The organism is Paracoccus sediminicola (assembly GCF_027912835.1).
In the GTDB taxonomy this organism is placed as follows: Bacteria; Pseudomonadota; Alphaproteobacteria; order Rhodobacterales; family Rhodobacteraceae; genus Paracoccus; species Paracoccus sediminicola.
In genome coordinates this window covers 2,971,082-2,996,106 of sequence record NZ_CP115768.1, presented here as the reverse complement: position 1 = coordinate 2,996,106, position 25,025 = coordinate 2,971,082, and the positions used below count along the sequence as shown (strand labels likewise).

The following is a 25,025-nucleotide window of genomic DNA, read 5'->3' as shown; positions in this document are numbered from 1 at the left end:
GATAGATATCGCATTTCTCAAAGCACACTGAATTATATCGGGAAGCGATGAACTCAGCCGAATTCACCCCCTCGATGAACTAGCATCATTTCAAAGCTGATTGGCTAGGGGCGGCCGTGCGACTGCTCACTCCTTATCAGAACAGGGTCTCAGCAGAGAATGCTCTGAAAGGAGATATGCTGAACCTTCTCGAGATGCTTATCTTCGGGCGCGGGTATGACATGCCATTTCCTTGCTAGGGCAAGACACAATTCGGGGTTCCATTCAACAAGGCCGGTATCCAACTGCGTGTCGGCCGCGCGGTTCCGAAGGCGCTCGTCGATCACTCCCGGGCCGATCTGATGATCCTTCAGAGTTAATACGGCAATTTCAGTTTCGTCGACCTCACCGACACCTTGGGCGGGCATCCCATTACCTCGCTCAACGAGCGGCATCCCCGCGATACTGGCTCTGCCAAGGCGACGCAGCCCTTGCTAGATGCGATGCCGGCGCACATGGCTTGCTGCCCCTGCCCGACAGTCTTTCTTACTGGATCGGCGCGGGTGCGCCGTCCCGCCGGACACCGCCTCCATTCGGCGAGGGTCCGAAACGGGCGCGCCCGATATGTTGCGGCTGTACGAAGCCTATCGCCGTGACATGCCGCCCGATCTTCTGCTGAAGGGCTCGGGCTATCGCTATGACGGCAGCGCGATCCTGTCGAACCGCCAGCGCAATATCGACGCAGCACTCGCGGATTTCGGCGCCTCCTGAGGCAAGTCCCGGTCCTCTGCGCCCCATCAAGGCGGTTGACCCGGCCTTGATTTGCGGTTGTGCTGACCGCTCAGGGATCAAACTGGAGGAGGTGGAAGATGGCGATTCTGGAAAGCCTGCGCAGGACCGGAGCCGCGGCTCTGGCGCTTGCAGCGACGGCGGCGCTGCCGCTGAGCGCGCAGGAGGTGGCGATCTATTCGGGGATGGACCGGATGCACCCCGTCTGGGCGGAAAACGGCATGGTTGCCGCGCAGGAACGCGTCGCCGCCGAAATCGGCCGGGATATTCTTGAACAGGGTGGCAATGCGATAGATGCGGGCGTGGCGGTGGCGTTCGCGCTTGCGGTGACGCTGCCGCGCGCGGGCAATCTGGGCGGTGGCGGCTTCATGCTGGTTCATGATGCCGAAACCGGCGAGACCCATGCAATTGATTATCGCGAAATGGCCCCGGCAGGGGCGACGCGCGACATGTTCCTCGACGCGGAAGGCAATGCCGACAGCGACAAGTCGCGCTTCACCGGCGCAGCCGCCGGGGTGCCCGGCACGGTAGCCGGAATGAAGCTGGTGCTCGATGAATATGGCAGCATGGAGTGGGCCGATGTGATCGCTCCTGCGATCCGGCTGGCCGAGGAAGGGATCGAGGTGACGCCTGATCTCGCCGACAGTCTCGAAGCGCTGAAAGAGCGTCTGACCCGCTATCCGTCGGCGGCAGAGATCTTCTATAAGGAGGGCGGCGAACTTTACCGTCCCGGCGATACGCTCGTGCAGGCGGATCTGGCCGACACGCTCAAGACGATCGCCGAACAGGGCCCCGAGGGGTTCTATACCGGCGAGGTGGCCGAGGCCATCGTCAGCTCGGTGACCGAGGCGGGCGGCTTCATCACCACCGAGGATATGGCGAATTACGAAGCCGTCCAGCGTGAGCCGATCCGCGGCACCTATCGCGGCTATGAGATCGTGTCCATGCCGCCGCCCTCTTCCGGCGGGATCCATCTGGTGCAGATCCTGAACGCGCTCGAAGCCTATCCGATCGGCGCGCTCGGGGCGAACAGCGCCCAGACGATCCATCTCATGGCCGAGGCGATGAAGCTGGCCTATGCAGACCGTTCGGAGTTTCTGGGAGATACGGATTTCGTCGATGTGCCCATCGATATCCTGACCAGCAAGGATTACGCGGCGGATATGCGTGAAAAGATCGACACGAATTTCGCGACCCCATCCGAACAGATCGCGCCCGCCGATCTCGCGCCCTACGAGTCGAACGAAACCACGCATTTCTCGATCATCGACAAGGACGGCAACGCGGTTTCGAACACCTATACGATCAACTTCTCCTACGGGTCGGGGCTGGTCGCGGAGGGCACCGGCGTGCTGATGAACAACGAAATGGACGATTTCTCGGCCAAGCCGGGCGTGCCGAATGCCTATGGGCTGATCGGCGGCGACGCGAATGCGGTCGAACCGGGCAAGCGCCCTCTGTCCTCGATGACACCGACCATCGTCAACAAGGACGGAGAAGTCTGGCTGGTCACCGGATCGCCCGGCGGGGCGCGGATCATCACCACCGTGCTTCAGGTCATCATGAACATGATCGACCATGACATGAACGTGGCCGAGGCGACCGCCAGCCCGCGCATTCACCATCAGTGGCTGCCTGACGAGCTGCGCATCGAGGAAGGGATCAGCATCGACACCCAGCGCGCGCTTCAGGGAATGGGGCAGAACATCTCGCTTCAAGAGGTGATGGGCTCGACCCAATCGGTCATGCGCGACCCCGAAAGCGGCTATCTTCTGGGCGCCTCGGACCCGCGCCGTGCCGGAGCGGCCACGGTCGGATACTGACGCCGGGACCACCGCGAGCCTATCGGGCCGGAGAGCGATCTCCGGCCCTTTCCATGTTCGCATCACCGCCCTACCCTGCGGCATGGTCAGGCCGGAGGGACGATGACTCAGAAGGCAGAGCCGGGACTTTTCCTGGGCGTGGATGTCGGAACCGGCAGCGCGCGGGCGGGGATATTCGATGTCTCCGGACGGATGCTCGGCACGGCCAAGCGCGACATCGCCATCTGGCAGGACGCGCCCGACATCGCCGAGCAATCCGGCGACGACATCTGGCAAGCGGTCTGTATCGCCACGCGCGACGCGGTCGAGCATGCATCCATCGACCCGGCCCGGATCGCGGGTGTCGGATTTGACGCCACCTGTTCGCTGGTGGTGCTCGGCCCCGGCGGAGCGCCGCTCAGCGTCAGTGCCTCAGGCGACGCGGCGCGCAACATCATCGTCTGGATGGATCACCGCGCGACCGGACAGGCGGCACGGATAAACGCGACCGGCCACGACGTGCTGCGCTATGTCGGCGGAACCATCTCGCCCGAGATGCAGACGCCGAAGCTGCTCTGGCTGAAGGAGAACCTGCCCGAGACTTATGACACTGCCTGGCAGTTCATGGATCTTGCCGATTTTCTCAGTTGGCGTGCCAGCGGTGATGCGACCCGCTCGGCCTGCACGGTAACCTGCAAATGGACCTATCTCGCGCATGAGCAGCGCTGGGATGCGGATTATTTTCACGCCATCGGGCTTGGCGATCTTGCCGAAGACGGTTTTGCCCGGATCGGGCCGCGCGTGTTGCCGCCCGGAACGGCGCTGCGGAAAGGGCTGACGACTGACGCGGCCGCCGCGATGGGGCTGCGCCCCGGCATCGCCGTCGCCGCCGGTCTGATCGACGCCCATGCCGGCGGGCTGGGAACCGTCGGGGCTCAGGGACAGCCACAGAGCAATATGGGATATGTGTTCGGCACATCGTCCTGCACCATGAGTTCCACCGATGCGCCGGTCTTCGTGCCCGGAGTGTGGGGGCCGTATTACGGCGCGATGGTGCCGGGGCTGTGGGTGAACGAGGGCGGGCAATCCGCTGCCGGGGCCGCGATCGAGCGGCTGATCTCTCTGCATCCCGCCGAGATGCAGGCGAGGGAGCTGGCCGTTGAGGCAGGTCAGCCGCTGCCGGTCTGGCTTGCGCATCGCGCCGCTGCGAAGGCGGGCCAGCTTTCAGACAGCGCGGCTCTGGCAAAGGGACTGCATGTCGTGCCGGAGTTTCTGGGCAATCGCGCCCCCTTTGCCGACCCCTCGGCCCGCGCCGTGATTGCCGGGCTGGGCATGGATCAGGGTCTGGACAGCCTGATCGCGCTTTACATCGCCGGGCTATGCGGCATCGGCTATGGGCTGCGCCAGATCCTCGATGCCCAGCGCGCAGCGGGGATCGAGACCGAGCGCATCGTCATCTCTGGCGGCGCGGGACAGCTGGATCTGGTGCGCCAGCTTCTCGCGGACAGCGCCGGCAAACCAGTGCTGGCCGTGACAGCAGAAGAACCGGTGCTGCTTGGCTCGGCAATGCTTGGCGCGATTGCCTGCGGTCGCTTCGGCGGGCTGCCCGAAGCGATGGGGGCGATGTCGCACCCGTCGCAGGTTTTTGCACCCTCAGACGCTCATGCCGCGCTTCACGATGCCAGATACGCCGCCTTCCGCGCCTTGCAGGACGCCGCGCGTAGCGCAAGCGACGCATAGACGAAATCGCTTTGACCGCATCCCGCCCAGCGGCTAATTTCGACCCATTCTCAGGGCGGGGTGAAATTCCCCACCGGCGGTTATAGCCCGCGAGCGCCGTCTTCGGACGGGTCAGCAGATCCCGGTGAAATTCCGGAGCCGACGGTCACAGTCCGGATGAGAGAGAATGGGGCGGGCGGGCCAGCAGGTCCTTCCGTCTTGTGCGCTCTGGGATCTTGTCATGTGGAAAGGACCCAGAGCTGTGACAAAATCCCCCAATTTCGCCTTCATCAAGGCAGGCTGGCATGCCGATATCGTCGATCAGGCGCTGGTCGGCTTCAAGGACAGGCTGACCGAGCTGGATGTTGACGCCGAGGTCGACATATTCGATGTGCCCGGTGCCTTTGAAATGCCGCTCTTGGCGCAGAAACTGGCCGCAAGCGGAAGATACGATGCCATCGCGGCGGCGGCGCTTGTGGTGGATGGCGGGATCTATCGCCACGAATTCGTGGCGCAGTCCGTCGTCAGCGGGCTGATGGAGGCAGGGCTGAACACCGGCGTGCCGGTGCTGTCCGTGTCGCTGACCCCGCATCATTTCCAGCCGGGCGCGGCGCATGAGGACTTCTTCCGCGCGCATTTCGTCACCAAGGGGCGCGAGGCAGCCGATGCTGCGCTTCGCGTGATGAGACTGCACGCGACATTGCACGACGCCGCGCCATCGTCTGCGGCGGCCTGATCGCGCCTTCCGCACCATCGCGACCGACGAAAAAGGCGGGCCCGACGACCGGGCCCGCCCGAATCGCGCCGTGCTGATCCCTCAGGCGATCGCCGCCTTCGGTGCAGCGCCACGGTTGCGCGACATGGCGAACAGCACCGCCGCCGCCCAGATCACCGCGGCAAGCCACCACATGTTCAGCCCGCCGGTCAGCAGCGCCAGACCGATCAGCCCACCCTGCACGACATAATAGCTCATCGGGATCAGCGTCTTGCGGATCAGCTCGCCCTCACGGTCCACAAGGCCGACCGTGGCCGAGGCAGCGACGACATTATGCACGCAGATCATGTTGCCCGCAGCACCGCCCACCGCCTGAAGCGCAACGACAGTGCCCGCGCCCGCCGCGCCAAACCCGATCTGCTCGGCGGTCGAGAACTGGAACAGCGAGAACATCATGTTGCTGATCGTGTTCGATCCGGCGACGAAGGCGCCGAGCGCACCGATCAGCGGCGAGAACATCGGCCAGGCGCTGCCGACCAGCGACGACACACCCTCGGCCAGCCCGATGGGCATGCTGGCCAGGCGCTCCGAGGCCGAGTTCAGAAAGACCTGCACCATCGGCACAGCCAACAACAGCGCCGGCGCCGCCGCGATCATCGCCGTCCCGGACGAGCGCAGCGCCCGCGCATAGTCGCGACCCTTCATGCCGTGCACAAAGAAGGTGAACAACGAGCCCAGGATCAGGATCGTGCCAGGCAGCCACAGGATCTGCACGCTGGAATTGATGCCCGATCCGAAGAGATCCGTGAAGCTCAGCGTGAAGCTCGGCGAGGTGAGGAACGCCTTCAGCGGTGCAATGGTCCGGGTCAGGATCAGCAGCAGTACGACGAAGATATAAGGCGACCAGGCCCGAACCAGCGACATCAGCGGCTGATCGGCGCGGTGGTCCTCGATATCGTCCAACTTGCCGACCCAAGCGTCATCCCAATCCTTCCGGTTCGGAAACTCGAACACGTCATCAGGGATGAAAAGCCCGCGCCGCGCTGCCGGAACGACGATCATCAGCCCGATGATGCCGCCGACGAGAGAGGGGAATTCCGGGCCGAGCAGAGAGGCGATGATGTAATAGGGAATGGTAAAGGCCAGTCCCGCGAACAGCGCGAATTTCCAGATCCTGAACCCTTCCGAAAAAGAGCGGCTGGCGCCGAAGAACCGGGTCAGCATGCCCACCATGATAAGCGGGATGAGGAAACCGATCAGCCCGTGGATCATGGCGACGCGGGCGGCGATCTCGAAAAGATATTCGGTGAACGGCATCGGGTCGATGGCCGTCTCGACCGCCGCTTGTCCCGACAGCCCGGTATTCACCCCGACCAGGATCGGCGTGCCGACAGCGCCGAACGAGACCGGCGTGCTCTGGATGATCAGCGACACCATGACCGCCGCCATGGCCGGGAAGCCGATGGCAACCAGCAATGGTGCCGCGATGGCTGCCGGTGTGCCGAAGCCTGACGCGCCCTCGATCAGCGAGCCGAACATCCATGCGATGATGATCGCCTGCACGCGGCGGTCGCGCGAGATGCTGGTGAAGCCGCTGCGGATCGACCGAATGCCGCCGCTTTCCTCCAGCGTATACAGCATCAGGATCGCGCCAAAGACGATGTAAAGCAGGCTTAGCGCGGTCACCACACCGTTCAGCGTCGCGCCGAGCACCTTGTTGAACGCGGTCCCCCAGATCAGCAGCGCTGACACCGAGGTCACGAGATAGGCGATCAGCATCGAAAACTTGGCCGATTTCGCCAGCACCACGAGCAGCACGAACACCGTCGCAATCGGCAGAAGCGCCACAATGAATGTCAGAAATTCAGGCATGTGTCGTCCTCCAAGAGGGGGCGGAACGGCCCCGGACCAGTCATTTCCGGCACGGCGGAAGAACCGCCCTGACGTCAGCTTCGCCCACCCGACCCCGGTCCGTCGCCGGATCGAAAGGCCCGTTCGGGGTGAGGAGGTCCTGCACGGAACCAGCGGCGCGGTTGCGTTTCCGCCAAGCGACCCCGGACCAAGAATCGCAGGTCATTCCGTCGCACGCCGCCCTGTCGCTCCCCCCGGATGCGCGCCAGCTTGGCGCCACACTATGACGGCGATTCGCAAATCACCAGTGGCTGTCACTCAGCGTTTCGGCGGTTATCTGCAACATGACGATAGTCGGACGGCTCATCGGTCGGTGGGACTGACCCGCCGACCTCGCGCGCTGGCAGTTACTGCGCAGCGACACTTCCCGAGAAGCTTTCGGCGAGGCCGCGCCCGGTCCAATCCTCAAGCGCCGCATCCGAGGCCGCCTGCCGCGACTCGATCCAGGCCGGGTCGCCGCCGAACCGCGCATCGAGCCGATCCATCAACACCCGCGAAAGCCCGTCGCCTGCCGCCGCAGCCGAAGCTGCGAGCCGCCATGCCAGCGCATAGCTGCGGCGGACCTGCTTGCCTTCTTCGTAATCGGCTGCCGCATCTCTCAAGCTCAGCGGAGAGGCAAACATCGCGTCTGGCAGCTCGGTGTCGGCCGCAAGCTGAGCCTCCAGTATCTCGGATGTCGTCAAGCGCCGCTCAATGCTGTCAAGCAGCGCGGTCGCCGCGGGAGCCCCCATCTCTGCGGCGTCGAGAGCTTGGGCATAGCCGGTCTCCGGATCGGTTTCGGCGCTGAGCCGCGCCAATGCCGCGACTGCCTCGGGGTTGTCGCTCAACCCCGACAGGATCTCGGTCGCACGCGTGAGATTGCGCGGGATGCCACGTCCTTCGGCGAAGGCCATCGCCAGTTCCAGCGAGTCGCCTTCGGCTTGCGCATCGGCGAGCAGCGGCACAGCCGGGCTCGGCAGTTCATTCGAGAAACGCGGCTTCAGCACAGCGACCGCATCCTCAAGCTCGATCCAGTCGGTCGTGTCGAAGCTGACCGGGGTTTCGGGCCGGAACTCGACCGTGACGCGGCCCGGCTCGGCGAGAAATCTGGTGAGGGTCTCTGCCAGAGCTTGTTGCGCCGCATGCAATTCCGTCCCGGGCTCGGCGGTGATCAGGGCCTGCACACCCTCCGGGCTTGAGATATCGGGCGGCAGCATGGGCTGTAGACGGTTCCAGACACCCAGATCCTCAACCGACAGATGTGCCGCGTTCAGGGTCGCGCGCAGCCCGATTTCCGGCGTTTCACTCTGATCCGCCCAAGGATCCACCTCGGGGTCGGCGTCGTTGCCCTGCGGCATATCTTGCATGTCGCCGAACTCGTCATCCCCTTCGATCGCGCTCTCCAGAGCACCGGGCACGACAAGAGCTGCATAGTCGAAATCGGCACTGCCGTCGATCCGTGCGATGCCGGGGCTGATCGCCTCTATATTCAGTTTCACCGCGCCGCTGCCCACCACCTGCTGCATATCAATGGCCAGCGTATCGAGCGGAATCCGGTCCGTCCCGGTCACCACGCCGATCATCGCTGCGCGCGGGCCAAAGCAATTATTTGCGATGCTCAGATCGGTGGCGTCGATCCGGCCCTGCATCTCCTCCGCGCCCCAGAATGTCAGACCCGAGAGTTGCAGCCGCCCGAGCGTGATCTCGCAATTCTCATACGGTCCAAGCCCCCTGATCCCAAGATTGCGCAGCACCACCGCCCCGCGCCTGCTGTCGGTTTCGAACCCGTCATAGCGGATGTCGGCGATCATCCGGCCATAGGAGACCCCGGCCCGCAAAAGCGCGCCGACAACGGTAACGGTCGAAAAACCCTGATCGTCTGCCTGTTGTGCGGCGGCTGGGGCTGCGCCGGTCAGCAATGACGCGGTAACGAGGCTGGCAGGCAAAGCGGATTTCCAGCCCGAACGGGTGAAAAAGCCACGCCCACCATGTTCAGTTGCCGCGAATGGCGACTTTTGAGCGATGAAATCGCCAGAGACTAAGCGCATGAAAAAACTCCCTCGTTACAGTCGTTGACAACAGAAACCGGCAAGACGATTCGCGCAAGCCCACAGGCTCCGCCTGCGGCATAATATGCCGCAACACGCGGAACCGGAGATTTTCGCAGAATGATGAAACACTTGACCGGCGCAGGCTCTGCGGTCATTGAGAGCCTGCTCAGGTTCCGGTGCCGTACGCTCCGGTGAAAAGGGAACACGCACGGCATCGCGCCGCAACCGTGGCTGCCCCCGCAACTGTAAGCGGAGAGCGACGCCGATCACGCCACTGGGTCCGCCCGGGAAGGCCGGCGAAGCGACGACCCGCCAGCCAGGAGACCTGCCCGGGCGATCACCCTTTCCGTGGTGCGGGGTGCGCCTTGGAAGCGGCTTGATCCGCAGCGGTGACACTCTCACCCTGCGGGCCGCATCCCGCAGACGCAACTCAGACTACGGGCCGAGGCCCGATCAAGGAGCATGCCGATGCGCCACTCTCTGCTATCGACAACCACATTTCTCAGCTTTGCACTGCTTCCCGGCCTCGCCGCGTCGCAAGAGACCCCGATCATGCTGGACATGATCTATCTCGATGCTGGGCTGAGCCCGCTCGAAGCGCAGGCCTATGGCCGCGCCCACAGCGTCGTCACCCGTGATGAGATCGAGGCGCGCGGCGTCCGCAGCGTGCAGGACGCGCTGCGCGGCCTGCCGGGGCTGGCGGTCAGTTCCAGCGGGGCCAGCAACACCCAGCTTCGCATTCGCGGCGCCGAGGCCAACCACACGCTGATCCTGATCGACGGCGTGCGGGCCTCGGCCGGGGATGAGGAATATTTCCTCTCTGGCCTCGATACTGCGAATATCGAGCGGATCGAGGTGCTGCGCGGTCCGCAATCGGTGTTTTTCGGGGCGGATGCCTCGGCGGGTGTGGTGAATATCGTTACCCGAGAGGCTGAACAGGGCGTCAGCGCCGGCGGCACTGTCGAGATCGGCAATGGCTGGGCAGCATCGCTTCACGCCAGCCGACGCGACGACCGCGGCGGGCTCAGCTTCACCGCGATGAAACGGGACGACGAGGGCTATGACCATTCCGGCGATCAAGGCGATAAGGACGGTATCCGGCGCAACCAGCTACAGTTTTCCTTCGATCGGCAACTGACCGACACCATCCGCGCCGGGATCATGCTGCGCCGCGCCGATGAGGAATACGACTATGACGCTTCCTCGTGGACCGCGACGACTGCCGATGACTACATCATTGACAGCAATGATTTCGCCGAGCGCCACGAGACGGCAGGCAGGATCTGGGCCGAGGCCGAGACCGCCGAAGGCAGGATGCTGCATCGTCTGTCCTACGATCAGACCCGCTTCGCGCTGCGCCAGAACGGCGGCACAGCGGACAAGGCCCGCACCGAGTTTCTGCGCTATCGCGCGATCTACGGGATCGATGGCGCGCATGACACGGCCAGCCAGACCCTCGCCTTCGGGCTTGAGCGGCGCGAGGACGAAAACAGCCTCGCCTCGAATGAAAACCGCAGCAGCAACTCGATCATCGCCGAATATCGCGGTGCCTATGATAACGGTCTGGATGTGCAGCTGGGTCTGCGCCATGACGCGAATGACGTATTCGACGACGCGACGACCTGGTCGCTCGGCCTGTCCTGGCAGCTTCCCAACGCGCCGCTTCGGCTGCATGCCTCGGCCGGAACGGGCGTCGTCAATCCCCGCTATGGCGAGCTGTTCGGCGAATATGGCTCGGTCGGCAACCCGAACCTGCAACCCGAGGAAAACCGGGGGTTCGATCTCGGCGTCGAGGCCACGATCCTCGATGGGCGCGGCACGGTAGATCTCACCTATTTCCATGAGGATCTGGAAAGCGAGATCACCTATGTCTGCGTGCCGACCGCCGACCCATACACATGCGGCACCTTGTCCAATGGCACGAATTACGAGAACCAGAGCGGCACGAGCCAGCGCCGCGGGGTCGAGATCGCAGCCAAGATGCAGGTGAACGACGCGTTCCGGCTTGGCGGCAGCTATACCTATCTCGACGCGAGCGATCCCGGCGGAAGCCGGGAAATCCGCCGTCCGCGCCATACGCTCGGCCTGAATGCAGAATATCTGTTCGCGCAGGGCCGAGGCAGCATCTCTGGCGATGTGACCCATGTGGCGGCCAACGCCGACAGCCAGTTCTTCGGCAGCTATGTCACCAAGGATCTGCCGGATTATACCGTGGTGAATGTCGCCGCCGGATATGACCTGACAGACCGGGTGCGGCTGACCGGCCGCGTGACCAACCTGCTTGACGAGGAATACAGCGAAGTCTGGGGCTATAGCGCACCGGGCCGCGAGGCCTATCTGGGGTTGAGCGCCAGATGGTAATCCGGCTCGCCGCGCTGCTGCTGTGCCTCGCCGCTCCCGGCTGGGCCGCGCCGCAGCGCGTCGTGTCGGTCAATCTCTGCACCGATCAGCTGGCCATGCTGATCGCGGCATCGGGACAGCTTGTCTCGGTGTCGTGGCTGGCGGGGGACGCGACGGTGTCGCTGATGCCGGATCAGGCGCGCGCAATCGGGCTGAACAATGGCGGGGCGGAGGAGATTTATCTCTCGCGTCCCGATCTGGTGCTGGCGGGACCCTATGCCGCGCGGCCCACGGTTCAGATGCTGGAAAGGCTGGGGGTGCGCGTGGAAACGGTGCCACCTGCGTCGTCCATCGCCGGGATCCGGGACAATATCACGCTGATGGGCCGTCTGCTGGATCAGCCTGCGCGGGCGGCGGCGCTGCTGGCGAGCTTCGACGCAGATCTGGCCGCTATCCCGGCGGGCACCGGCAGGCTGGCCACGACCTATGCCGCGAACGGTCTGGCGAATGGCGATGCCGGGCTGTCCGCCGATGTGATGCGCCGCGCCGGGCTGGTGCTGCTGGCTGAAAAGCTGGGCCATCCGGGGGGCGCGCTGCCTCTGGAACAGCTGGTTATGGCCGCGCCCGAGCTGATCGTGACCGGCAGCCGCTACGACACGCCCTCGCGTGCGGAATCCTTGCTGGACCACCCTGCCCTTGCCGCGCTGAGCGCTGAGCGCGTGACCATCGAGGATCGCGACTGGATCTGCGGCCTGCCCGCGGTCGCGAGCGTCGCGGCGAGGCTGGCGGAATGAGGCTGCTCGCCCCGCTCTCGCTGCTCTGCGCGGCGCTGTTTCTGGGCGCGCTGCTGATCGGCCCGGCGGCGCTCGCTCCGGGTGAGAGCCTGCGCGCACTGATCTCGGGCGAGGGCGCGGCGGGGCTGGTCATGCGCGAAATCCGCCTGCCCCGTGCCGTGCTGGCGGCGATGATCGGGGCGAGCCTGGGCCTGTCGGGCGCGGCGATGCAGGGCTATCTGCGCAACCCGCTGGCCGAGCCAGGGCTGATCGGCGTTTCGGCCTCGGCGGCGCTTGGGGCGGTGATCGCCTTGCAGACGGGGCTCGCGACGGTCTTTGCGCTTGCGCTGCCGATGGCGGCGCTGAGCGCGGCGCTGCTGGCGGTCGGGCTCATCGTCGTGCTGGCCGGACCGGGCGGCGGCTCGCTGGCGCTGATCCTCGCGGGGGTGGCGGTGTCGGCCTTCGCCGGCGCGCTGACATCGCTGGTTCTGAACCTCTCGCCCAACCCCTTCGCCGCGGGTGAGATCGTGTTCTGGATGATGGGCTCGCTGGCCGACCGATCATGGCTGCATGTCGCGATTGCCGCGCCGGTCATGGCGCTCGGCGCGGCAAGCCTGTGGCGGATCGGGCGTGGACTGGACGCGCTGACACTGGGAGAAGACGCCGCCGCCTCGATGGGCGTCGATCTGCGCGCGCTGCGGCTGCGGCTTATCTTCGGCGTGGCGGCGATGGTGGGCGCAGCGACGGCTGTTGCTGGCGCGGTGGGCTTTGTCGGGCTGGTGGTGCCGCATCTGCTGCGCGGCGCGGTCGGGGCGCAGCCGGGGCGGCTTCTGTCCGCATCCGCGCTTGGCGGCGCGGCGATGGTGCTGGCCGCCGACATCGCCGTACGGGTGGTGATGCCCGGCCGCGACCTGAAGCTGGGGGTGGTCATGGCGCTGATCGGCGCGCCGGTCTTTCTGCATCTGATCTGGCGGCAGAGGCGGGGGTTATGACGCGGCTTCGGATCGACGGGCTGACCGTGCGGCGCGGCCCGCGGACCACGCTGGATGCCGCCTCAGTGAGCATCGGCCCCGGTGAATGCGTCGGGCTGATCGGGCCGAACGGGGCGGGCAAGACGACGCTTCTGCGCGCGGCGCTCGGCCTGATCCCGGCCGAGGGAAGCTCGACCCTCGCCGCGCTGCCGCCTGCCCGCCGCGCCCTTGCCGCCGCATGGCTGCCGCAGGCGCGGGAGGCCGCGTGGCCGGTTTCGGTCGAAGCGCTGATCCGGCTGGGCCGCATCCCACATCGCCGCCCCGATGCCGATCCGGCGGCCATCGCCACGGCCATCGACCGCATGGGTCTGGCCGCGCTGCGCCATCGCCCGATCACCGAGCTCTCGGGGGGCGAGCAGGCCCGCGCCCTGATCGCCCGCGCCCTCGCGCAAGACACCCCGATCCTGATGGCGGATGAGCCGATTGCCGGGCTGGACCCGGCCTATCAGATCTCGACCATGACGCTGTTCCGCGCCCTCGCCGATGAGGGCCGCGCGGTGATCGTCTCGCTGCATGATCTGGGGCTGGCGGCGCGGCACTGCACCCGGCTGGTGCTGATGGATCAGGGCCGGATCGTGGCGGATGGCCCGCCCGATAGGGTGCTGACGCCCGACAACCTGTCCCGCGTCTTCGGCATCGAGGGCTTCTTCGCCCAGGAAAAAGAGGGGCCGGTGTTCCAGCCCCTCCGCGTTCTGTCATAGATCGGGCGCTTACGCCGCCAGCTTCACGTCGAAACGGTCGGCTTCCATCACCTTGGACCACGCCGCCACGAAATCCTCGACGAATTTCCCGACATTGTCGTCCTGGGCATAGACTTCGGCGTAAGAGCGAAGCACCGAGTTCGAGCCAAAGACCAGATCGGCCCGCGTGGCGGTCCATTTGGTCTCGCCCGTCTTGCGATCGCGCAGTTCGTACAGACCGCCGCCGACCGGGTGCCAGCTATAGCGCATGTCGGTCAGGTTGACGAAGAAGTCATTCGTCAGCTGCCCCTCGCGGTCGGTGAAGACCCCGTGCTTGGTGCCTCCGTGATTGGCGCCCATGGCCCGCATCCCGCCGACAAGCGCGGTCATTTCGGGCGCGGTAAGGCCCAGAAGCTGGGTGCGGTCCAGCATCATCTCTTCGGGCGAGACGACATATTCCTTCTGCGCATAGTTGCGATAGCCATCGGCCAGCGGCTCCATCGCCTCGAAGGATTCCGCGTCGGTCTGTTCGGCGGTCGCGTCGCCACGTCCCGGCGAGAACGGCACGGTCACGTCATGGCCCGCAGCCTTCGCCGCCTGTTCGACCCCGACATTCCCGGCCAGCACGATCACATCGGCAAGCGAGGCGCCCGCCTCCTGCGCGATCGGTTCCAGCACCGACAGAACGCGCTGAAGCTTCGCCGGCTCGTTACCGTCCCAGTCCTTCTGCGGCGCAAGCCGGATGCGCGCACCATTGGCACCGCCGCGCATATCCGAGCCGCGGAACGTCCGCGCGCTATCCCACGCGGTCGAGACCAGATCGGCCAGCGACAGGCCGCTATCGGCGATCTTCTGCTTGACCGCCGCGATGTCATAGCCGGTCGGGCCCTTCGGCACCGGGTCCTGCCAGATCAGATCTTCCTGCGGCACATCGGGGCCGAAATAGCGGTCCTTCGGGCCCATGTCGCGATGGGTCAGCTTGAACCAGGCGCGGGCGAAGGTTTCATCGAAATAGGCCGGGTTCGCCCGGAATTTTTCGAGAATGGCACGATAGGAGGGATCGACCTTCATCGCCATATCCGCATCGGTCATGATCGGCATCTTGCGGATCGAGGGATCCTCGACATCGACCGGCATGTCCTCTTCGGCGATATCCACCGGCTCCCACTGCCAAGCACCGGCGGGGCTTTTCTTCAGTTCCCACTCATGGTCCAGCAACATATCGAAATAGCCCATGTCCCATCTGGTCGGATGCGTCGTCCATGCGCCCTCAATCCCGCTGACCATCTGGTCGCGACCGATGCTGCGCTTCTTGGTGTTCATCCAGCCCAGACCCTGAACCTCGACATCCGCCCCTTCCGGCGCATCGGTGAGGTCTTCCGCCTGGCCGTTGCCGTGGCATTTCCCGACAGTGTGGCCGCCAGCGGTCAGCGCGGCGGTCTCCTCGTCATTCATCGCCATGCGCTTGAAGGTCTCGCGCACATGCTCGGCACTCCGCTGCGGATCGGGTTGGCCGTTCACGCCTTCCGGGTTCACATAGATCAGCCCCATCTGAACGGCGGCGAGCGGGTTTTCCATCGTGTCGGGGGTGGTCACATCGCCGTAACGCTGGTCGGAGGGTGCCAGCCATTCCTTTTCCGCGCCCCAGTATGTGTCCTTCTCAGGATGCCATATATCTTCGCGGCCGAAGGCGAAGCCAAAGGTTTTCAGCCCGGCGACCTCATAGGCGATCGTGCCCGAGAGGATCATCAGATCGGCCCAGGAGATCTTGTTGCCGTATTTCTTCTTGATCGGCCACAGCAGGCGACGGCCCTTGTCGGTATTGGCGTTATCCGGCCAGCTGTTCAGCGGCGCGAAACGCTGGTTGCCGGTGCCGCCACCGCCGCGACCATCGGCCAGACGATAAGACCCCGCCGCGTGCCACGCGACGCGGACGAACATGCCGACATAGCTGCCCCAATCGGCAGGCCACCAATCCTGACTTTCCGTCATCAGCGCGCGGAGATCGTCCTTCAGCGCCTCGATATCCAGCTTTGCCAGCTCGTCACGATAATTGAAGTCCTCGCCCATGGGGTTGGGCTTGCTGTCATGCTGGTGAAGAATGTCGAGGTTGAGCGCATTAGGCCACCAATCCATAACCGAGTTGCCGCCGGAGGTGTTGCCCCCGTGCATGACCGGGCATTTGCCCTGAGGAATGTCGTTTCCGTCCATAAAAGCCTCCGTAGCTGGCTCACCCCGACCGCAGATCGCGGCGGGGCTGGCGCCGCTTGCGCCGAATCCATGCGATGACAGTAGCAGGGCTATTCGATCATGAATAATTGCATTTTCTTACGTCATCGATAAGATCGACTGATGAAATCACTTACCCTCAAACAGCTGCGCTATTTCGAGGCGCTCGCCCGGACCGGCCAGTTCGGCAGGGCCGCCGAGGATTGCGCGATTACCCAGCCGGCGCTCTCCATGCAGATCAAGGAACTGGAATCGCAGCTTGGCGCACCGCTTGTCGAACGCAGTGCGCGGCGGGTGCGTCTGACCACGCTCGGCCAGCAATTCGCCGCACGTGCCCGCGACATTCTGCGCGCGGTCTATGAGCTTGGCGATCTGGCGCGTGCCGATGGCGACCAATTTTCCGGGCCGCTGCGCATCGGGGTCATTCCGACCGTCGCGCCCTATCTGCTGCCCCGGCTGATTCAGGCGTTGGGCCGCCAGTTCCCCGCGCTCGATCCCCAGCCCCGCGAAACGGTCACGCAGCGGCTGATCGAGGATCTGCTGGAGTCGCGGCTCGATATTGCGATCGTCGCCTTGCCCGTCTCCGAACCCGCGCTGCACGAGGAGCCGCTTTTCGAAGAGGAGTTCGTGCTGGTCCGCCCCGCCTCCGAGGAAGGCGCAATGGTGCCTAGCGCCGATCATCTGAAGGAAATGCGACTTCTGCTGCTGGAAGAAGGCCATTGTTTCCGCGATCAGGCGCTGTCCTTCTGCAACCTCCCGCAAGCGCCGCGCGGATTGATGGAAGGAAGCTCGCTTTCCACATTGGTGCAGATGGTCGGCGCGGGAATCGGCGTGACACTGATTCCGGAAATGGCGGTCGAGCTAGAGACCCGCAACGCAGTTGTCTCGGTCGCCCGGCTGTCCCGTCCCCGCCCGAGCCGCACCATCGGCATGGTCTGGCGCAGGTCTAATCCGCTCGCCAACCGATTCGCTCAGATCGCCCAGATCGTGTCTGATACCGGTCGGGCCGGCCCGCGCGGCTGACCGGTATCAGATCTGCGCCGCTGTCCAGTAATTCGACAATCTCATCTGGTGCTCCGCGACCCCGCTGCGTTCGAGCGTTTCGCGAAGACGCGCGATGGTCCCGCGCTCTGCTCCGGCCCAGACAAAGCTGGACGGGCTGATCGGCTCGGCCGCGGCCAGCGTGGCGAGCGCGTCCGTATGCGCCGCTTCCGCCAGATGCCAATTCACCGCCACCGCCGCTTCGGAGGCGAGCGGGATCCGGGCCGATTCGTGTGCGATCAGGATATGCGCGGTTGCGTCCGCGTCTGCGGGAAGCATCTCAAGCCAGTTCGCGATGGCCGGAATCGCGGTTTCATCGCCGAGAAGCAGATAGCGATCGGCCTTGGGCACCACCATGGAAGCCCGCGGCCCGCCGAGATGCAGCCGATCGCCGATCCGCGCCCGTGCCGCCCATGCACCGGCGACGCCATGCCCGTGCAGTACGAAATCCAGATCCAGCCGCCCCGCAGCCGGATCGAATCCGCGCGGCGTGTATTCTCGTGAGATGACCGGCGGGTTCTCCGGCCAATGCAGCCGCCCGTCCCCCTGAACCGGCAGGCTGAGTATCCCGCTCGCAGGGTCGGGCAGGAACAACTTGACGTGATCGTCGGGACCGGGGCTTTCAAATGCCGGAAAGTCGATTCCGTCGCGGGTGAAACACCCCAACTGCGACCCGGCGAGCGATATACGCCGCATCCGGGGTGAGAGGTCGCGGATCGCGATCACCTCCAACGCGCGCAGGGTGATGGAAAATCTGCGAAATTCCGGTTTTGTCATATCAGGCTCCGCTCCGCGGGATGTTTATGCTCCAACTCGGTCCGCCGCGTGTGGGGATCTGACGCAGGACGTCATTTCGCCAATCCGGCAGAACTTCGCCCAAGACAAACATGCGGCAAGACGAAAGACAAATTATTTTACTCAGGTACTGGACCGCCTATGGTCGCGGAGATAGACACGAGCCGTTGTCAGGGGCTCGGCCCCTGAATGTATTGACGCGAAAGGATGCGAGATGCGCCTGATTTCTGCCGCCATATTGACCGCCGTAACCCTTGGTTCTGCCGCCTTCGCCGAGGAGGTCACCGTCACGACCGCGCGCGGCGAAAGCGCGGTTCCGCTGAGCCCCGAAAAGGTCGTCGTCTATGACATCGCGGCGGTGGATACGCTGAGCGCATTGGGGGTCGAACTGGCGGGCGTGCCGGATAATCTCTATCTTTCCGATCTCGACGCAGGCGATGCCGAAGCCGTCGGGACGCTGTTCGAGCCGGATCTGGAGGCGCTGGCGGGTCTCGCCCCCGATCTCATCATCGTCGGCAGCCGGTCCGCCAGCCAGCTTGACGCCGTATCGCAAGTGGCTCCGGCCATCGACATGACCATCGGCACCGATCTGGTCGCGGATGCAGAAGCACGGATCGCCGCCTATGGCCAGATCTTCGACAAGGCCGACGCCGCTGGCAAGCTGACCGCCGAGCTGGACGAAAAGCTCGCCGCGCTCGGGGACGCCGCAGAAGGCGAGGGCAGCGCGCTGATCGTTATGACCAACGGCACCAAGATGGCCGCCTATGGCGCCGGTTCGCGCTTTGGCTGGCTTCATGACGCAACCGGGATGGAGCCCGCGATCAGCGGTCTGGACAGCGATGAGGGTCACGGCAATGTCCTGACCCATGAAGCCATCGCCGAGGCCGATCCCGATTGGATTTTCGTGCTGGATCGCGGCGCGGCGATTGGCGAGGAAGGCCAGAGCGCCGCGGAAACGCTGCGCTCGCCGCTGATCGAGGGCACCACCGCCTGGAAAGAGGATCAGGTGGTCTATCTGCCCGCCGGCGAACTCTACATCGGTGGCGGTGGCTTCGGCTCGCTGACCAAGGTGATCGACGCTTTGACCGAAGTGCTGTCGGGCAGCGCCGGGGCGTGACCCACCCGTTCGGGGTGACACTGGCGGCGCTCGTGCCGCTGACGCTGGCCAGCCTCATGACCGGGGCGGCCAGCGTCGATATTTTCAGCGCGCTGGACGACCCGTGGGCGATGCTGGTGCTGATGGAATCTCGGCTGCCGCGCACGCTGGCCGTGCTGCTGACCGGGGCGGCGCTGTCGGTGGCGGGAATGCTGCTGCAGGCGCTTGTCCGCAACCGCTTCGTCGGCCCGGACACGATCGGCACCGCTGAAAGCGCCGCGCTTGGGCTGCTTGCGGTGACGCTCATCGCGCCCGCCACGCCGATCTGGGGCAAGATCCTGATATCGAGCCTTTGTGCCATGGCCGGCACGGCGCTGTTCGTGGCGCTGATCCGCCGTCTCCCTCCGCGAGAGATCATGCTGGTGCCGATCAGCGGCATCATTCTGTCGGGCGTGATCGGCTCGGTCGTGGTCTATATCGCGTGGCAGGCCGATCTGATGCAATATATCAGCACCTGGCTGATGCTGGGCGAATTTTCGGGCGTGATCGCGGGCCGCTATGAGATGCTGTGGTTCGCCGCAGCCGCAGCCGCGCTGGCCTGGTTCGCCGCGGACCGTTTCGCGATCCTGTCGCTCGGCGAAGAGGTCGCCACCGGGCTGGGTCTGGGCACGCGGGGCATCATGCGTTTCGGGCTGGCCGTGGTCGCAGTGGTGTCGGCGATGGTGGTCACGACCGTCGGGATGATCCCCTTCATCGGGCTGGTCGTGCCGAATATCGTCTCGCGCATTATGGGCGACAATCTGCGGCAGTCCCTTCCCATGGTCGCCGCCGCAGGCGCCGCACTGCTGCTGAGCTGCGATCTGGTCGGCCGGCTGATCCGCTATCCGTTCGAGATCCCTGTCGGCACGGTGATGGGCTTCGTCGGCGCAGGGATCTTTCTCTATCTGCTGTATCGCAGGCCGGCCCGTGTCTGAGGCAGCGCTGCACCGACCGGCGCTTTCCGCGCCGCCGATCCGGTTGGTTGGCGGGCTGGCATTGCTGCTGCTCGCCGCATCGGCAATATGGCTGTTTCAGGGGCTGAGCAGCGGGAATCGCGGCTTCATCCTGCAATTGCGGGCGGTGAAGCTGGGCGCGATGATCACTGTCGGGGCCGGGATCGGCGTGTCGACGGTGCTGTTCCAGACCGTGGCCGGCAATCGCGTTCTCACGCCGTCCATCATGGGGTTCGATGCGCTGTATGTGCTGCTGCAAACGGCGATGATCAGCAGCCTCGGCGCGGTCGGTTTCAGCAGCGTGCCAGAGCTGACCAAGTTCCTTTGTGAAGTGGCGCTGATGTGCCTGCTGGCGATGGTGCTGTTCGGCACGCTGCTTGGCCACGGCACCCGCGATATCGGACGCACCATCCTGACCGGAGTGATCCTCGGCTTCATGTTCCGCTCGGCGAGCCAGCTTCTGGGACGGCTGATCGACCCCAACGAATATGCGGTTGTGCAGGCGGCAACGGTGGTCAATTTCTCGCGCGCCGATACAACGCTGTTGCCGATCGGCGCGGCGCTTTGCGCGGCCGCCGTGCTGGCCGCGCTGAAGCTGTCTCCGCGGCTTGACGTGATGGCGCTCGGGCGGGACACCGCCGTTTCGCTGGGGCTGCGCTTCGCGCCGATGGTGCTGTCGACACTTGGGCTTGTGGCGGTGCTCGTCTCGGTCTCGACCGCACTTGTCGGGCCGATGGCACTGTTCGGAGGCGCGGCGTTTTTCGGGCTGATCGTCACCGGCATCACCCATGGGCTCGTGCGCAGCCACCGCCACGAGATACTGTTGCCCGCAGCCGCGCTGATCGCCGCGAATATCCTCGTCATCGGGCAGATGATCTTCGAACGGGCGCTTGGCCAGCAGACCGCGCTTGGTGTGGTGATCGAGTTCGCGGGCGGGCTGTTCTTTCTCTATCTGCTGCTGAAGGGCCGCATCCGATGATCCAGCTTTCCGGCATCTGCCACGAGATCGGCGCCGCGCCGATCCTTCACGACATTACGGCTGACATCCCGCGCGGCAAGATGACCGCGCTCATCGGGCCCAACGGGGCCGGTAAATCCACGCTGCTGCGGCTGATCGGGCGGCTTGAGCCGTTACAGCGCGGCAGTATCCGCGTGAACGATCTGGACGTCGCTGCGACCCCGACCGAAGAGCTGGCGAAAACCATGGCGGTTCTGGGGCAGCAGACCACCATCGCCAGCCGCCTGCGCCTGTCCGATCTGGTCGGCTTTGGACGCTGGCCGCATCATCGGGGCCGCCCGAGACCACTGGACCGCGCGGCGGTGGCGTCGGCGCTCGACACATTTCGGCTGACCGAGTTGGCAGACCGCTTTCTGGACGAGGTGTCTGGCGGGCAGGCTCAGCGCGCCTTTCTGGCAATGACCTTCGCGCAGGACACGGACTGGCTGCTCCTGGACGAGCCGCTGAACAATCTCGACATGGCACATGCGCGCCAATTGATGTCGCATCTGTCGCGCCTGGTCCGTGAGGCGCAGAAAAGCGTGGTGGTTGTGGTCCACGAGGTCAATTATGCCGCCGCCTGGGCCGATCATATCGTGGCGCTGAAAAACGGTCGCGTCGTGGCCGAAGGCCGCCCGGACGAGGTGCTGACCCACCGGACGCTCAGCATGCTGTATGACACGCCGGTCAATGTGGCACAGCATGACGGGCGCCCTCTGGTTCTGCACCACTACTAGGCGGCGCAACATTCTTGCGCGCAGCCTGCGTGACGCGGCTCAGCCGGTGATGGTCACCGGCGTCTCGAACCAGTGTTCCTCGAGATTGTCGCCCTCGCCGATCCGGTCCACGACCGCGTAAAGCCCCGCCCCGTCAAGCGGGCACAGCACGCCATGCCAGACATTGCGGTGCAGGTTGATCCCCTGCCCTGCACGAGCGATGAAGGCGCGGATCTGTCCCGGCACGCCGCCCTCATCCTCGGCGACCGTCACCAGAAAGCGCGACTGAGACATCGGTATGAAGGCCTGCGAGCCCAGAGGGTGCCGCTCGACCAGTTCAAGCTGATAGGGCATCTCGCGCAGTTCGGCGTTGAACAGGCTGATCCCGGCCCGCCCGCCCTGAAAATCCAGCCGGGCCAGATCGTGATGCCGCCCACATTTGCCCTGGTTGATAAGCTTATCGGGCGGGCCGTCCACCTGCAGCACCTCGCCGAAAGGGGCAAATGCCTCGGCGGTCAGCGCTTCACAGGCCACCGGAGCGCGGCTCATGGCAGCACCTCATTCAGGCGCAATTCGGCGATGCGCTCGACCTGGCGGCAGGCTTCGGCGAATTCGGTGGCCCGATCATTGTCGATGCGGCGCTGAAAAGCGTCGAGGATCCCCGACTTGTCGTGATCGCGCACCGCGATGATGAAGGGGAAGCCGTGTTTCTCGACATAGATGTCGTTGAGCCGCGTGAACTCTGCCCGCTCTTCGTCGGTCAGCGCGTCGAGCCCGGCGCTCGCCTGTTCGGCGGTCGATTCCGCCGTCAGCCGCTTCGCCTGGGCCAGCTTGCCCGCCAGATCCGGATGGGCTGTCAGCACGCCGAGACGTTCTTCTTCGGAGGCAGATCGGAACATCCGGCACAGCGCGTTGTGCAGGCCCGCCGCGCTGTCATGTGCGGGACCGAGTTCCAGCCCGTAAGCCCGCTCGGCGATCCAGGGCGAATGCTCGTAAATGCCGCCATAGCGCGACACGAAACTTTCGCGGTCCATCTCGCTTGGGCGGTCGTAATGCTGCGGCGGGTGGGTTTCGGCCCAGTGCCGGGCGATGTCGATGCGGCGCGGTGTCCAGACACCGTCAAAGCCGGCGATATAGTCGAGAAAGCGTTTCAGCCCCGCCATCTTGCCGGGCCGGCCGATCAAACGGCAATGCAGCCCCACACTCATCATCTTCGGCGCGCCCGCCTCGCCCTCGGCATAGAGCACGTCAAACGCGTCCTTCAGATACTGGAAGAACTGCTCGCCGGTGATATAGCCCGGCGCAGTTGCAAAGCGCATGTCATTGGCTTCCAGCGTATAGGGGATGACAAGCTGATCGCGCCCGCCGATCCGTTTCCAATAGGGCAGATCGTCGTCATATGTGTCGGAGATATAGGCGAACTGTCCCGTTTCGGCGGTCAGTTCGACGGTGTTGCAGCTGCACCTGCCGGTATACCACCCCTCTGGCGGCGTGCCCACGACCTCGGTGTGAAGGCGGATCGCCTCGGCGATGACATCACGCTCCTCCTCGACGGACATGTCGCGGTGCTCGATCCATTTCAACCCGTGGCTCGCGATTTCCCATCCGGCGGACTTCATCGCTGCGACCTGCTCGGGGCTGCGGGCAAGGGCCGAGGCGACACCGTAGATGGTTACCGGAATATCCGCGCCGGTGAACAGGCGATGCAGGCGCCAGAACCCGGCCCGAGCCCCGTATTCATAGATCGATTCCATATTCCAGTGCCGCTGCCCCGGCCACATCGCGGCCCCGGCGATATCCGACAGGAACGCCTCGGACGCGTCGTCGCCATGCAGGATCGAGTTCTCGCCGCCCTCTTCGTAGTTCAACACGAACTGCACTGCGACCTTCGCCCCGCCCGGCCATTTCGGATCGGGCGGATTCGCCCCGTAGCCGCGCATGTCACGAGGATAACGATTCATGAAACTCTCCCTCTTCTCGCTTCCGTTCTAGCGCAGAGCGCGGTGCGGGACTTTCGCATTCTTCCGAAAGCAGCTTAACGTTGCATTCATCATCGCGGAATGGCCAGATGCGGCGGGCAAGATGGATCGCATGAAGGGGACCACCATGGCTGGCTATCTGACGACGCATGTGCTGGACACCGCGAAGGGCACGCCCGCCGCCGGGATGAAGATCGAACTTTACCGGCTGGAGGGTGACACCCGCCAGCACCTGAAAACCCTCACCACCAACGATGACGGGCGGACGGATGAACAGATCCTGCCCGAGGCCGAATTCGCCAGCGGAAGCTATGAGCTGGTCTTCCATGCCGGCGACTATCTCGGCAAGCGCGACTTCCTCGACGTGATCCCGCTGCGCTTCGCCATGACCGAGGCCAGCCACTACCACGTGCCGCTGCTGCTCTCGCCCTATGGCTATTCGACCTATCGCGGCAGCTGACCGGCCTCGCTGACGGCTTTCTGGATGTGATCGACCATGTAGTCGATGAACAGGCGGGTCTTCGGGTCCTGCCTGCGGCGATGGGTATAAAGGCACGCCATCTGCACCGGGACCGGCGGCTCTTTCGGAAGGACCGGGACCAGACGCTTGGCGCGCAGGTGATCGACCACCTCGAAAAGCGGCTTGAGCACGATGCCCATACCGGCAAGCGCCCACCCGGTCAGCACCTCGCCGTGATCGCATTCCAGCGGCCCCTCGACCGGGACACGGCGCACCCCCTCCGGACCTTCAAGCGGCCATTGAAATTCAGGCGCACCGGGAAAGCGCAGATTCAGGCAGTCATGCTTGTCGGCCACCAGATCGGCACTGCTGCGCGGCTGGCCTCGCCGGGCGATATAGTCGGGCGAAGCGCACAGCAGGCGCGGGCAGTCGGCGATCTTGCGGATGCGCAGCGATGAATCCTCGGGCTGGCCGAGGATGAATGCCGCGTCCAGGCCCTCTGCTGTAATGTCCAGCTTGCGATCCGACAGCCTCAGCCGGATACGGATCTGCGGGTAGGCATCGCGGAAACCGGGCACCGCAGGCGCGATCAGCCGCTGCCCGACGCCGAGCGGCGCGGCAATATACAGCGTGCCGCGCGGATTCTCGGTCACATCGCTGATCTCGGCCTCGGCCTCGTCCACCGCTTCCAGGATCTTGACCGCGCCGGGATAGAAGATCTGCCCCTGCTCGGTCGGGTTCAGCATCCGGGTGGTGCGCTGGAACAGGCGGACGCCGAGATGTTCTTCGAGTTGAGAAATGCGGGAGGACGCCACCGCCGCCGAGATCCGCAGGTCCCGGGCGGCCGCCGACATGGACCCGAGATCATAGACGCGAACGAAGGTGCGGATATTGTCCAGATAGGCCATTAGCTTTTCGACAAAACTTGAAACCGTTCCCGCGTTTTCGCAC

Annotated in this window: 22 protein-coding genes and 2 riboswitches; of the genes, 14 read left to right on the top strand and 8 right to left on the bottom strand. The window is 64.9% G+C overall.

Translation table 11 applies throughout. The features are described from left to right. Positions 1 to 149: 149 nt before the first annotated feature. Positions 150 to 407 carry a type 2 periplasmic-binding domain-containing protein gene (locus PAF18_RS14675; protein WP_271116429.1) on the bottom strand — a complete coding sequence of 86 codons (258 nt, stop codon included), beginning with the start codon at positions 405 to 407 and terminating at the stop codon, positions 150 to 152. A 196-nt stretch (positions 408 to 603) separates the two neighbouring features. On the opposite strand from PAF18_RS14675, the gene PAF18_RS14670 reads away from it, so the two are divergent. The 4 genes from PAF18_RS14670 to PAF18_RS14655 all read left to right on the top strand — a co-directional run bounded on the left by PAF18_RS14670 (position 604) and on the right by PAF18_RS14655 (position 5,025). Next, positions 604 to 750, top strand: coding sequence for a hypothetical protein (locus PAF18_RS14670; protein ID WP_271116428.1), 147 nt, complete (start codon positions 604 to 606; stop codon positions 748 to 750). 98 nt (positions 751 to 848) lie between these two features. After that, on the top strand, positions 849 to 2,591 hold the full coding sequence (gene ggt / locus PAF18_RS14665) for a gamma-glutamyltransferase (RefSeq protein WP_271116427.1): 1,743 nt from the start codon (positions 849 to 851) through the stop codon (positions 2,589 to 2,591). A gap of 102 nt (positions 2,592 to 2,693) precedes the next feature. Continuing rightward, a complete protein-coding gene (locus tag PAF18_RS14660; RefSeq protein ID WP_271116426.1) occupies positions 2,694 to 4,310 on the top strand; it encodes an FGGY-family carbohydrate kinase in 1,617 nt (538 codons plus the stop codon). A 42-nt stretch (positions 4,311 to 4,352) separates the two neighbouring features. Beyond that, a riboswitch (FMN riboswitch) is annotated at positions 4,353 to 4,482 on the top strand. Positions 4,483 to 4,551: 69 nt separating this feature from the next. Then, on the top strand, positions 4,552 to 5,025 hold the full coding sequence (locus PAF18_RS14655; protein ID WP_271116425.1) for a 6,7-dimethyl-8-ribityllumazine synthase: 474 nt from the start codon (positions 4,552 to 4,554) through the stop codon (positions 5,023 to 5,025). A gap of 81 nt (positions 5,026 to 5,106) precedes the next feature. On the opposite strand, the gene PAF18_RS14650 is transcribed toward PAF18_RS14655, so the two are convergent. Then, the gene (locus PAF18_RS14650) at positions 5,107 to 6,876 is read right to left on the bottom strand and encodes an L-lactate permease (protein ID WP_271116424.1); all 1,770 of its coding nucleotides are present in this window, start codon (positions 6,874 to 6,876) and stop codon (positions 5,107 to 5,109) included. A gap of 386 nt (positions 6,877 to 7,262) precedes the next feature. Continuing rightward, on the bottom strand, positions 7,263 to 8,942 hold the full coding sequence (locus PAF18_RS14645; RefSeq protein ID WP_271116423.1) for an aq_1923 C-terminal domain: 1,680 nt from the start codon (positions 8,940 to 8,942) through the stop codon (positions 7,263 to 7,265). 154 nt (positions 8,943 to 9,096) lie between these two features. Further along, positions 9,097 to 9,292: riboswitch (cobalamin riboswitch) on the top strand. A 121-nt stretch (positions 9,293 to 9,413) separates the two neighbouring features. On the opposite strand from PAF18_RS14645, the gene PAF18_RS14640 reads away from it, so the two are divergent. The 4 genes from PAF18_RS14640 to PAF18_RS14625 are packed head-to-tail and all read left to right on the top strand — an operon-like array spanning position 9,414 to position 13,790. Continuing rightward, positions 9,414 to 11,306 carry a TonB-dependent receptor plug domain-containing protein gene (locus PAF18_RS14640; RefSeq protein WP_271116422.1) on the top strand — a complete coding sequence of 631 codons (1,893 nt, stop codon included), beginning with the start codon at positions 9,414 to 9,416 and terminating at the stop codon, positions 11,304 to 11,306. Continuing rightward, entirely contained in the window at positions 11,300 to 12,079 is a 780-nt protein-coding gene (locus PAF18_RS14635) for an ABC transporter substrate-binding protein (RefSeq protein WP_271116421.1), read from the top strand. The genes PAF18_RS14640 and PAF18_RS14635 overlap by 7 nt, the downstream gene beginning before the upstream one ends. After that, the gene (locus PAF18_RS14630; protein WP_271116420.1) at positions 12,076 to 13,050 is read left to right on the top strand and encodes a FecCD family ABC transporter permease; all 975 of its coding nucleotides are present in this window, start codon (positions 12,076 to 12,078) and stop codon (positions 13,048 to 13,050) included. Before PAF18_RS14635 ends, PAF18_RS14630 begins: the two co-directional genes overlap by 4 nt. Then, positions 13,047 to 13,790, top strand: coding sequence for an ABC transporter ATP-binding protein (locus tag PAF18_RS14625; RefSeq protein ID WP_271116419.1), 744 nt, complete (start codon positions 13,047 to 13,049; stop codon positions 13,788 to 13,790). The genes PAF18_RS14630 and PAF18_RS14625 overlap by 4 nt, the downstream gene beginning before the upstream one ends. A gap of 9 nt (positions 13,791 to 13,799) precedes the next feature. On the opposite strand, the gene katG is transcribed toward PAF18_RS14625, so the two are convergent. Then, positions 13,800 to 15,980 (bottom strand): catalase/peroxidase HPI, encoded by a 2,181-nt coding sequence (gene katG / locus PAF18_RS14620; RefSeq protein WP_271116418.1) that lies wholly within the window; start codon positions 15,978 to 15,980, stop codon positions 13,800 to 13,802. A gap of 141 nt (positions 15,981 to 16,121) precedes the next feature. Between katG and PAF18_RS14615 the strand changes: the two genes are divergently transcribed. Next, positions 16,122 to 17,021 carry a hydrogen peroxide-inducible genes activator gene (locus PAF18_RS14615; RefSeq protein WP_271116417.1) on the top strand — a complete coding sequence of 300 codons (900 nt, stop codon included), beginning with the start codon at positions 16,122 to 16,124 and terminating at the stop codon, positions 17,019 to 17,021. A gap of 6 nt (positions 17,022 to 17,027) precedes the next feature. Here the strand turns inward: PAF18_RS14615 and PAF18_RS14610 are convergent, their stop codons facing one another. Continuing rightward, complete coding sequence (locus PAF18_RS14610) at positions 17,028 to 17,816, bottom strand: siderophore-interacting protein (RefSeq protein ID WP_271116416.1); 789 nt, start codon at positions 17,814 to 17,816, stop codon at positions 17,028 to 17,030. Between the two features lie 232 nt (positions 17,817 to 18,048). Between PAF18_RS14610 and PAF18_RS14605 the strand changes: the two genes are divergently transcribed. From PAF18_RS14605 to PAF18_RS14590, 4 genes are read left to right on the top strand one after another with little or no spacing between them, the layout of a single operon-like run. Next, positions 18,049 to 18,951, top strand: a complete 903-nt coding sequence (locus PAF18_RS14605; protein ID WP_271116415.1) for a siderophore ABC transporter substrate-binding protein — start codon at positions 18,049 to 18,051, stop codon at positions 18,949 to 18,951. After that, entirely contained in the window at positions 18,948 to 19,904 is a 957-nt protein-coding gene (locus PAF18_RS14600) for an ABC transporter permease (RefSeq protein WP_271116414.1), read from the top strand. The genes PAF18_RS14605 and PAF18_RS14600 overlap by 4 nt, the downstream gene beginning before the upstream one ends. Next, positions 19,897 to 20,901, top strand: a complete 1,005-nt coding sequence (locus tag PAF18_RS14595) for an iron chelate uptake ABC transporter family permease subunit (RefSeq protein ID WP_271116413.1) — start codon at positions 19,897 to 19,899, stop codon at positions 20,899 to 20,901. Before PAF18_RS14600 ends, PAF18_RS14595 begins: the two co-directional genes overlap by 8 nt. Then, positions 20,898 to 21,656 carry an iron ABC transporter ATP-binding protein gene (locus PAF18_RS14590; protein WP_271116412.1) on the top strand — a complete coding sequence of 253 codons (759 nt, stop codon included), beginning with the start codon at positions 20,898 to 20,900 and terminating at the stop codon, positions 21,654 to 21,656. The genes PAF18_RS14595 and PAF18_RS14590 overlap by 4 nt, the downstream gene beginning before the upstream one ends. Positions 21,657 to 21,695: 39 nt before the next feature. On the opposite strand, the gene PAF18_RS14585 is transcribed toward PAF18_RS14590, so the two are convergent. Both PAF18_RS14585 and puuE read right to left on the bottom strand, forming a co-directional pair. Further along, a complete protein-coding gene (locus PAF18_RS14585) occupies positions 21,696 to 22,184 on the bottom strand; it encodes an ureidoglycolate lyase (RefSeq protein ID WP_271116411.1) in 489 nt (162 codons plus the stop codon). Beyond that, positions 22,181 to 23,596, bottom strand: coding sequence for an allantoinase PuuE (gene puuE, locus PAF18_RS14580; protein WP_271116410.1), 1,416 nt, complete (start codon positions 23,594 to 23,596; stop codon positions 22,181 to 22,183). The genes PAF18_RS14585 and puuE overlap by 4 nt, the downstream gene beginning before the upstream one ends. Before the next feature lie 145 nt (positions 23,597 to 23,741). Here puuE and uraH point away from each other — a divergent pair, with 145 nt between their 5' ends. Beyond that, positions 23,742 to 24,074 carry a hydroxyisourate hydrolase gene (uraH, locus tag PAF18_RS14575; RefSeq protein ID WP_271116409.1) on the top strand — a complete coding sequence of 111 codons (333 nt, stop codon included), beginning with the start codon at positions 23,742 to 23,744 and terminating at the stop codon, positions 24,072 to 24,074. On the opposite strand, the gene PAF18_RS14570 is transcribed toward uraH, so the two are convergent. After that, on the bottom strand, positions 24,059 to 24,982 hold the full coding sequence (locus tag PAF18_RS14570; RefSeq protein WP_271116408.1) for a LysR family transcriptional regulator: 924 nt from the start codon (positions 24,980 to 24,982) through the stop codon (positions 24,059 to 24,061). The genes uraH and PAF18_RS14570 overlap by 16 nt on opposite strands. Positions 24,983 to 25,025 lie beyond the last annotated feature (43 nt).

Bases quoted from the DNA above. Each gene is read 5' to 3' on its own strand.
- PAF18_RS14675 (WP_271116429.1), bottom strand. From the start codon at position 407: ATGCCCGCCCAAGGTGTCGGTGAGGTCGACGAAACTGAAATTGCCGTA.
- PAF18_RS14670 (WP_271116428.1), top strand. From the start codon at position 604: ATGTTGCGGCTGTACGAAGCCTATCGCCGTGACATGCCGCCCGATCTT.
- ggt (WP_271116427.1), top strand. From the start codon at position 849: ATGGCGATTCTGGAAAGCCTGCGCAGGACCGGAGCCGCGGCTCTGGCG.
- PAF18_RS14660 (WP_271116426.1), top strand. From the start codon at position 2,694: ATGACTCAGAAGGCAGAGCCGGGACTTTTCCTGGGCGTGGATGTCGGA.
- PAF18_RS14650 (WP_271116424.1), bottom strand. From the start codon at position 6,876: ATGCCTGAATTTCTGACATTCATTGTGGCGCTTCTGCCGATTGCGACG.
- PAF18_RS14645 (WP_271116423.1), bottom strand. From the start codon at position 8,942: ATGCGCTTAGTCTCTGGCGATTTCATCGCTCAAAAGTCGCCATTCGCG.
- PAF18_RS14640 (WP_271116422.1), top strand. From the start codon at position 9,414: ATGCGCCACTCTCTGCTATCGACAACCACATTTCTCAGCTTTGCACTG.
- PAF18_RS14635 (WP_271116421.1), top strand. From the start codon at position 11,300: ATGGTAATCCGGCTCGCCGCGCTGCTGCTGTGCCTCGCCGCTCCCGGC.
- PAF18_RS14630 (WP_271116420.1), top strand. From the start codon at position 12,076: ATGAGGCTGCTCGCCCCGCTCTCGCTGCTCTGCGCGGCGCTGTTTCTG.
- PAF18_RS14625 (WP_271116419.1), top strand. From the start codon at position 13,047: ATGACGCGGCTTCGGATCGACGGGCTGACCGTGCGGCGCGGCCCGCGG.
- katG (WP_271116418.1), bottom strand. From the start codon at position 15,980: ATGGACGGAAACGACATTCCTCAGGGCAAATGCCCGGTCATGCACGGG.
- PAF18_RS14615 (WP_271116417.1), top strand. From the start codon at position 16,122: ATGAAATCACTTACCCTCAAACAGCTGCGCTATTTCGAGGCGCTCGCC.
- PAF18_RS14610 (WP_271116416.1), bottom strand. From the start codon at position 17,816: ATGACAAAACCGGAATTTCGCAGATTTTCCATCACCCTGCGCGCGTTG.
- PAF18_RS14605 (WP_271116415.1), top strand. From the start codon at position 18,049: ATGCGCCTGATTTCTGCCGCCATATTGACCGCCGTAACCCTTGGTTCT.
- PAF18_RS14590 (WP_271116412.1), top strand. From the start codon at position 20,898: ATGATCCAGCTTTCCGGCATCTGCCACGAGATCGGCGCCGCGCCGATC.
- PAF18_RS14585 (WP_271116411.1), bottom strand. From the start codon at position 22,184: ATGAGCCGCGCTCCGGTGGCCTGTGAAGCGCTGACCGCCGAGGCATTT.
- puuE (WP_271116410.1), bottom strand. From the start codon at position 23,596: ATGAATCGTTATCCTCGTGACATGCGCGGCTACGGGGCGAATCCGCCC.
- uraH (WP_271116409.1), top strand. From the start codon at position 23,742: ATGGCTGGCTATCTGACGACGCATGTGCTGGACACCGCGAAGGGCACG.
- PAF18_RS14570 (WP_271116408.1), bottom strand. From the start codon at position 24,982: ATGGCCTATCTGGACAATATCCGCACCTTCGTTCGCGTCTATGATCTC.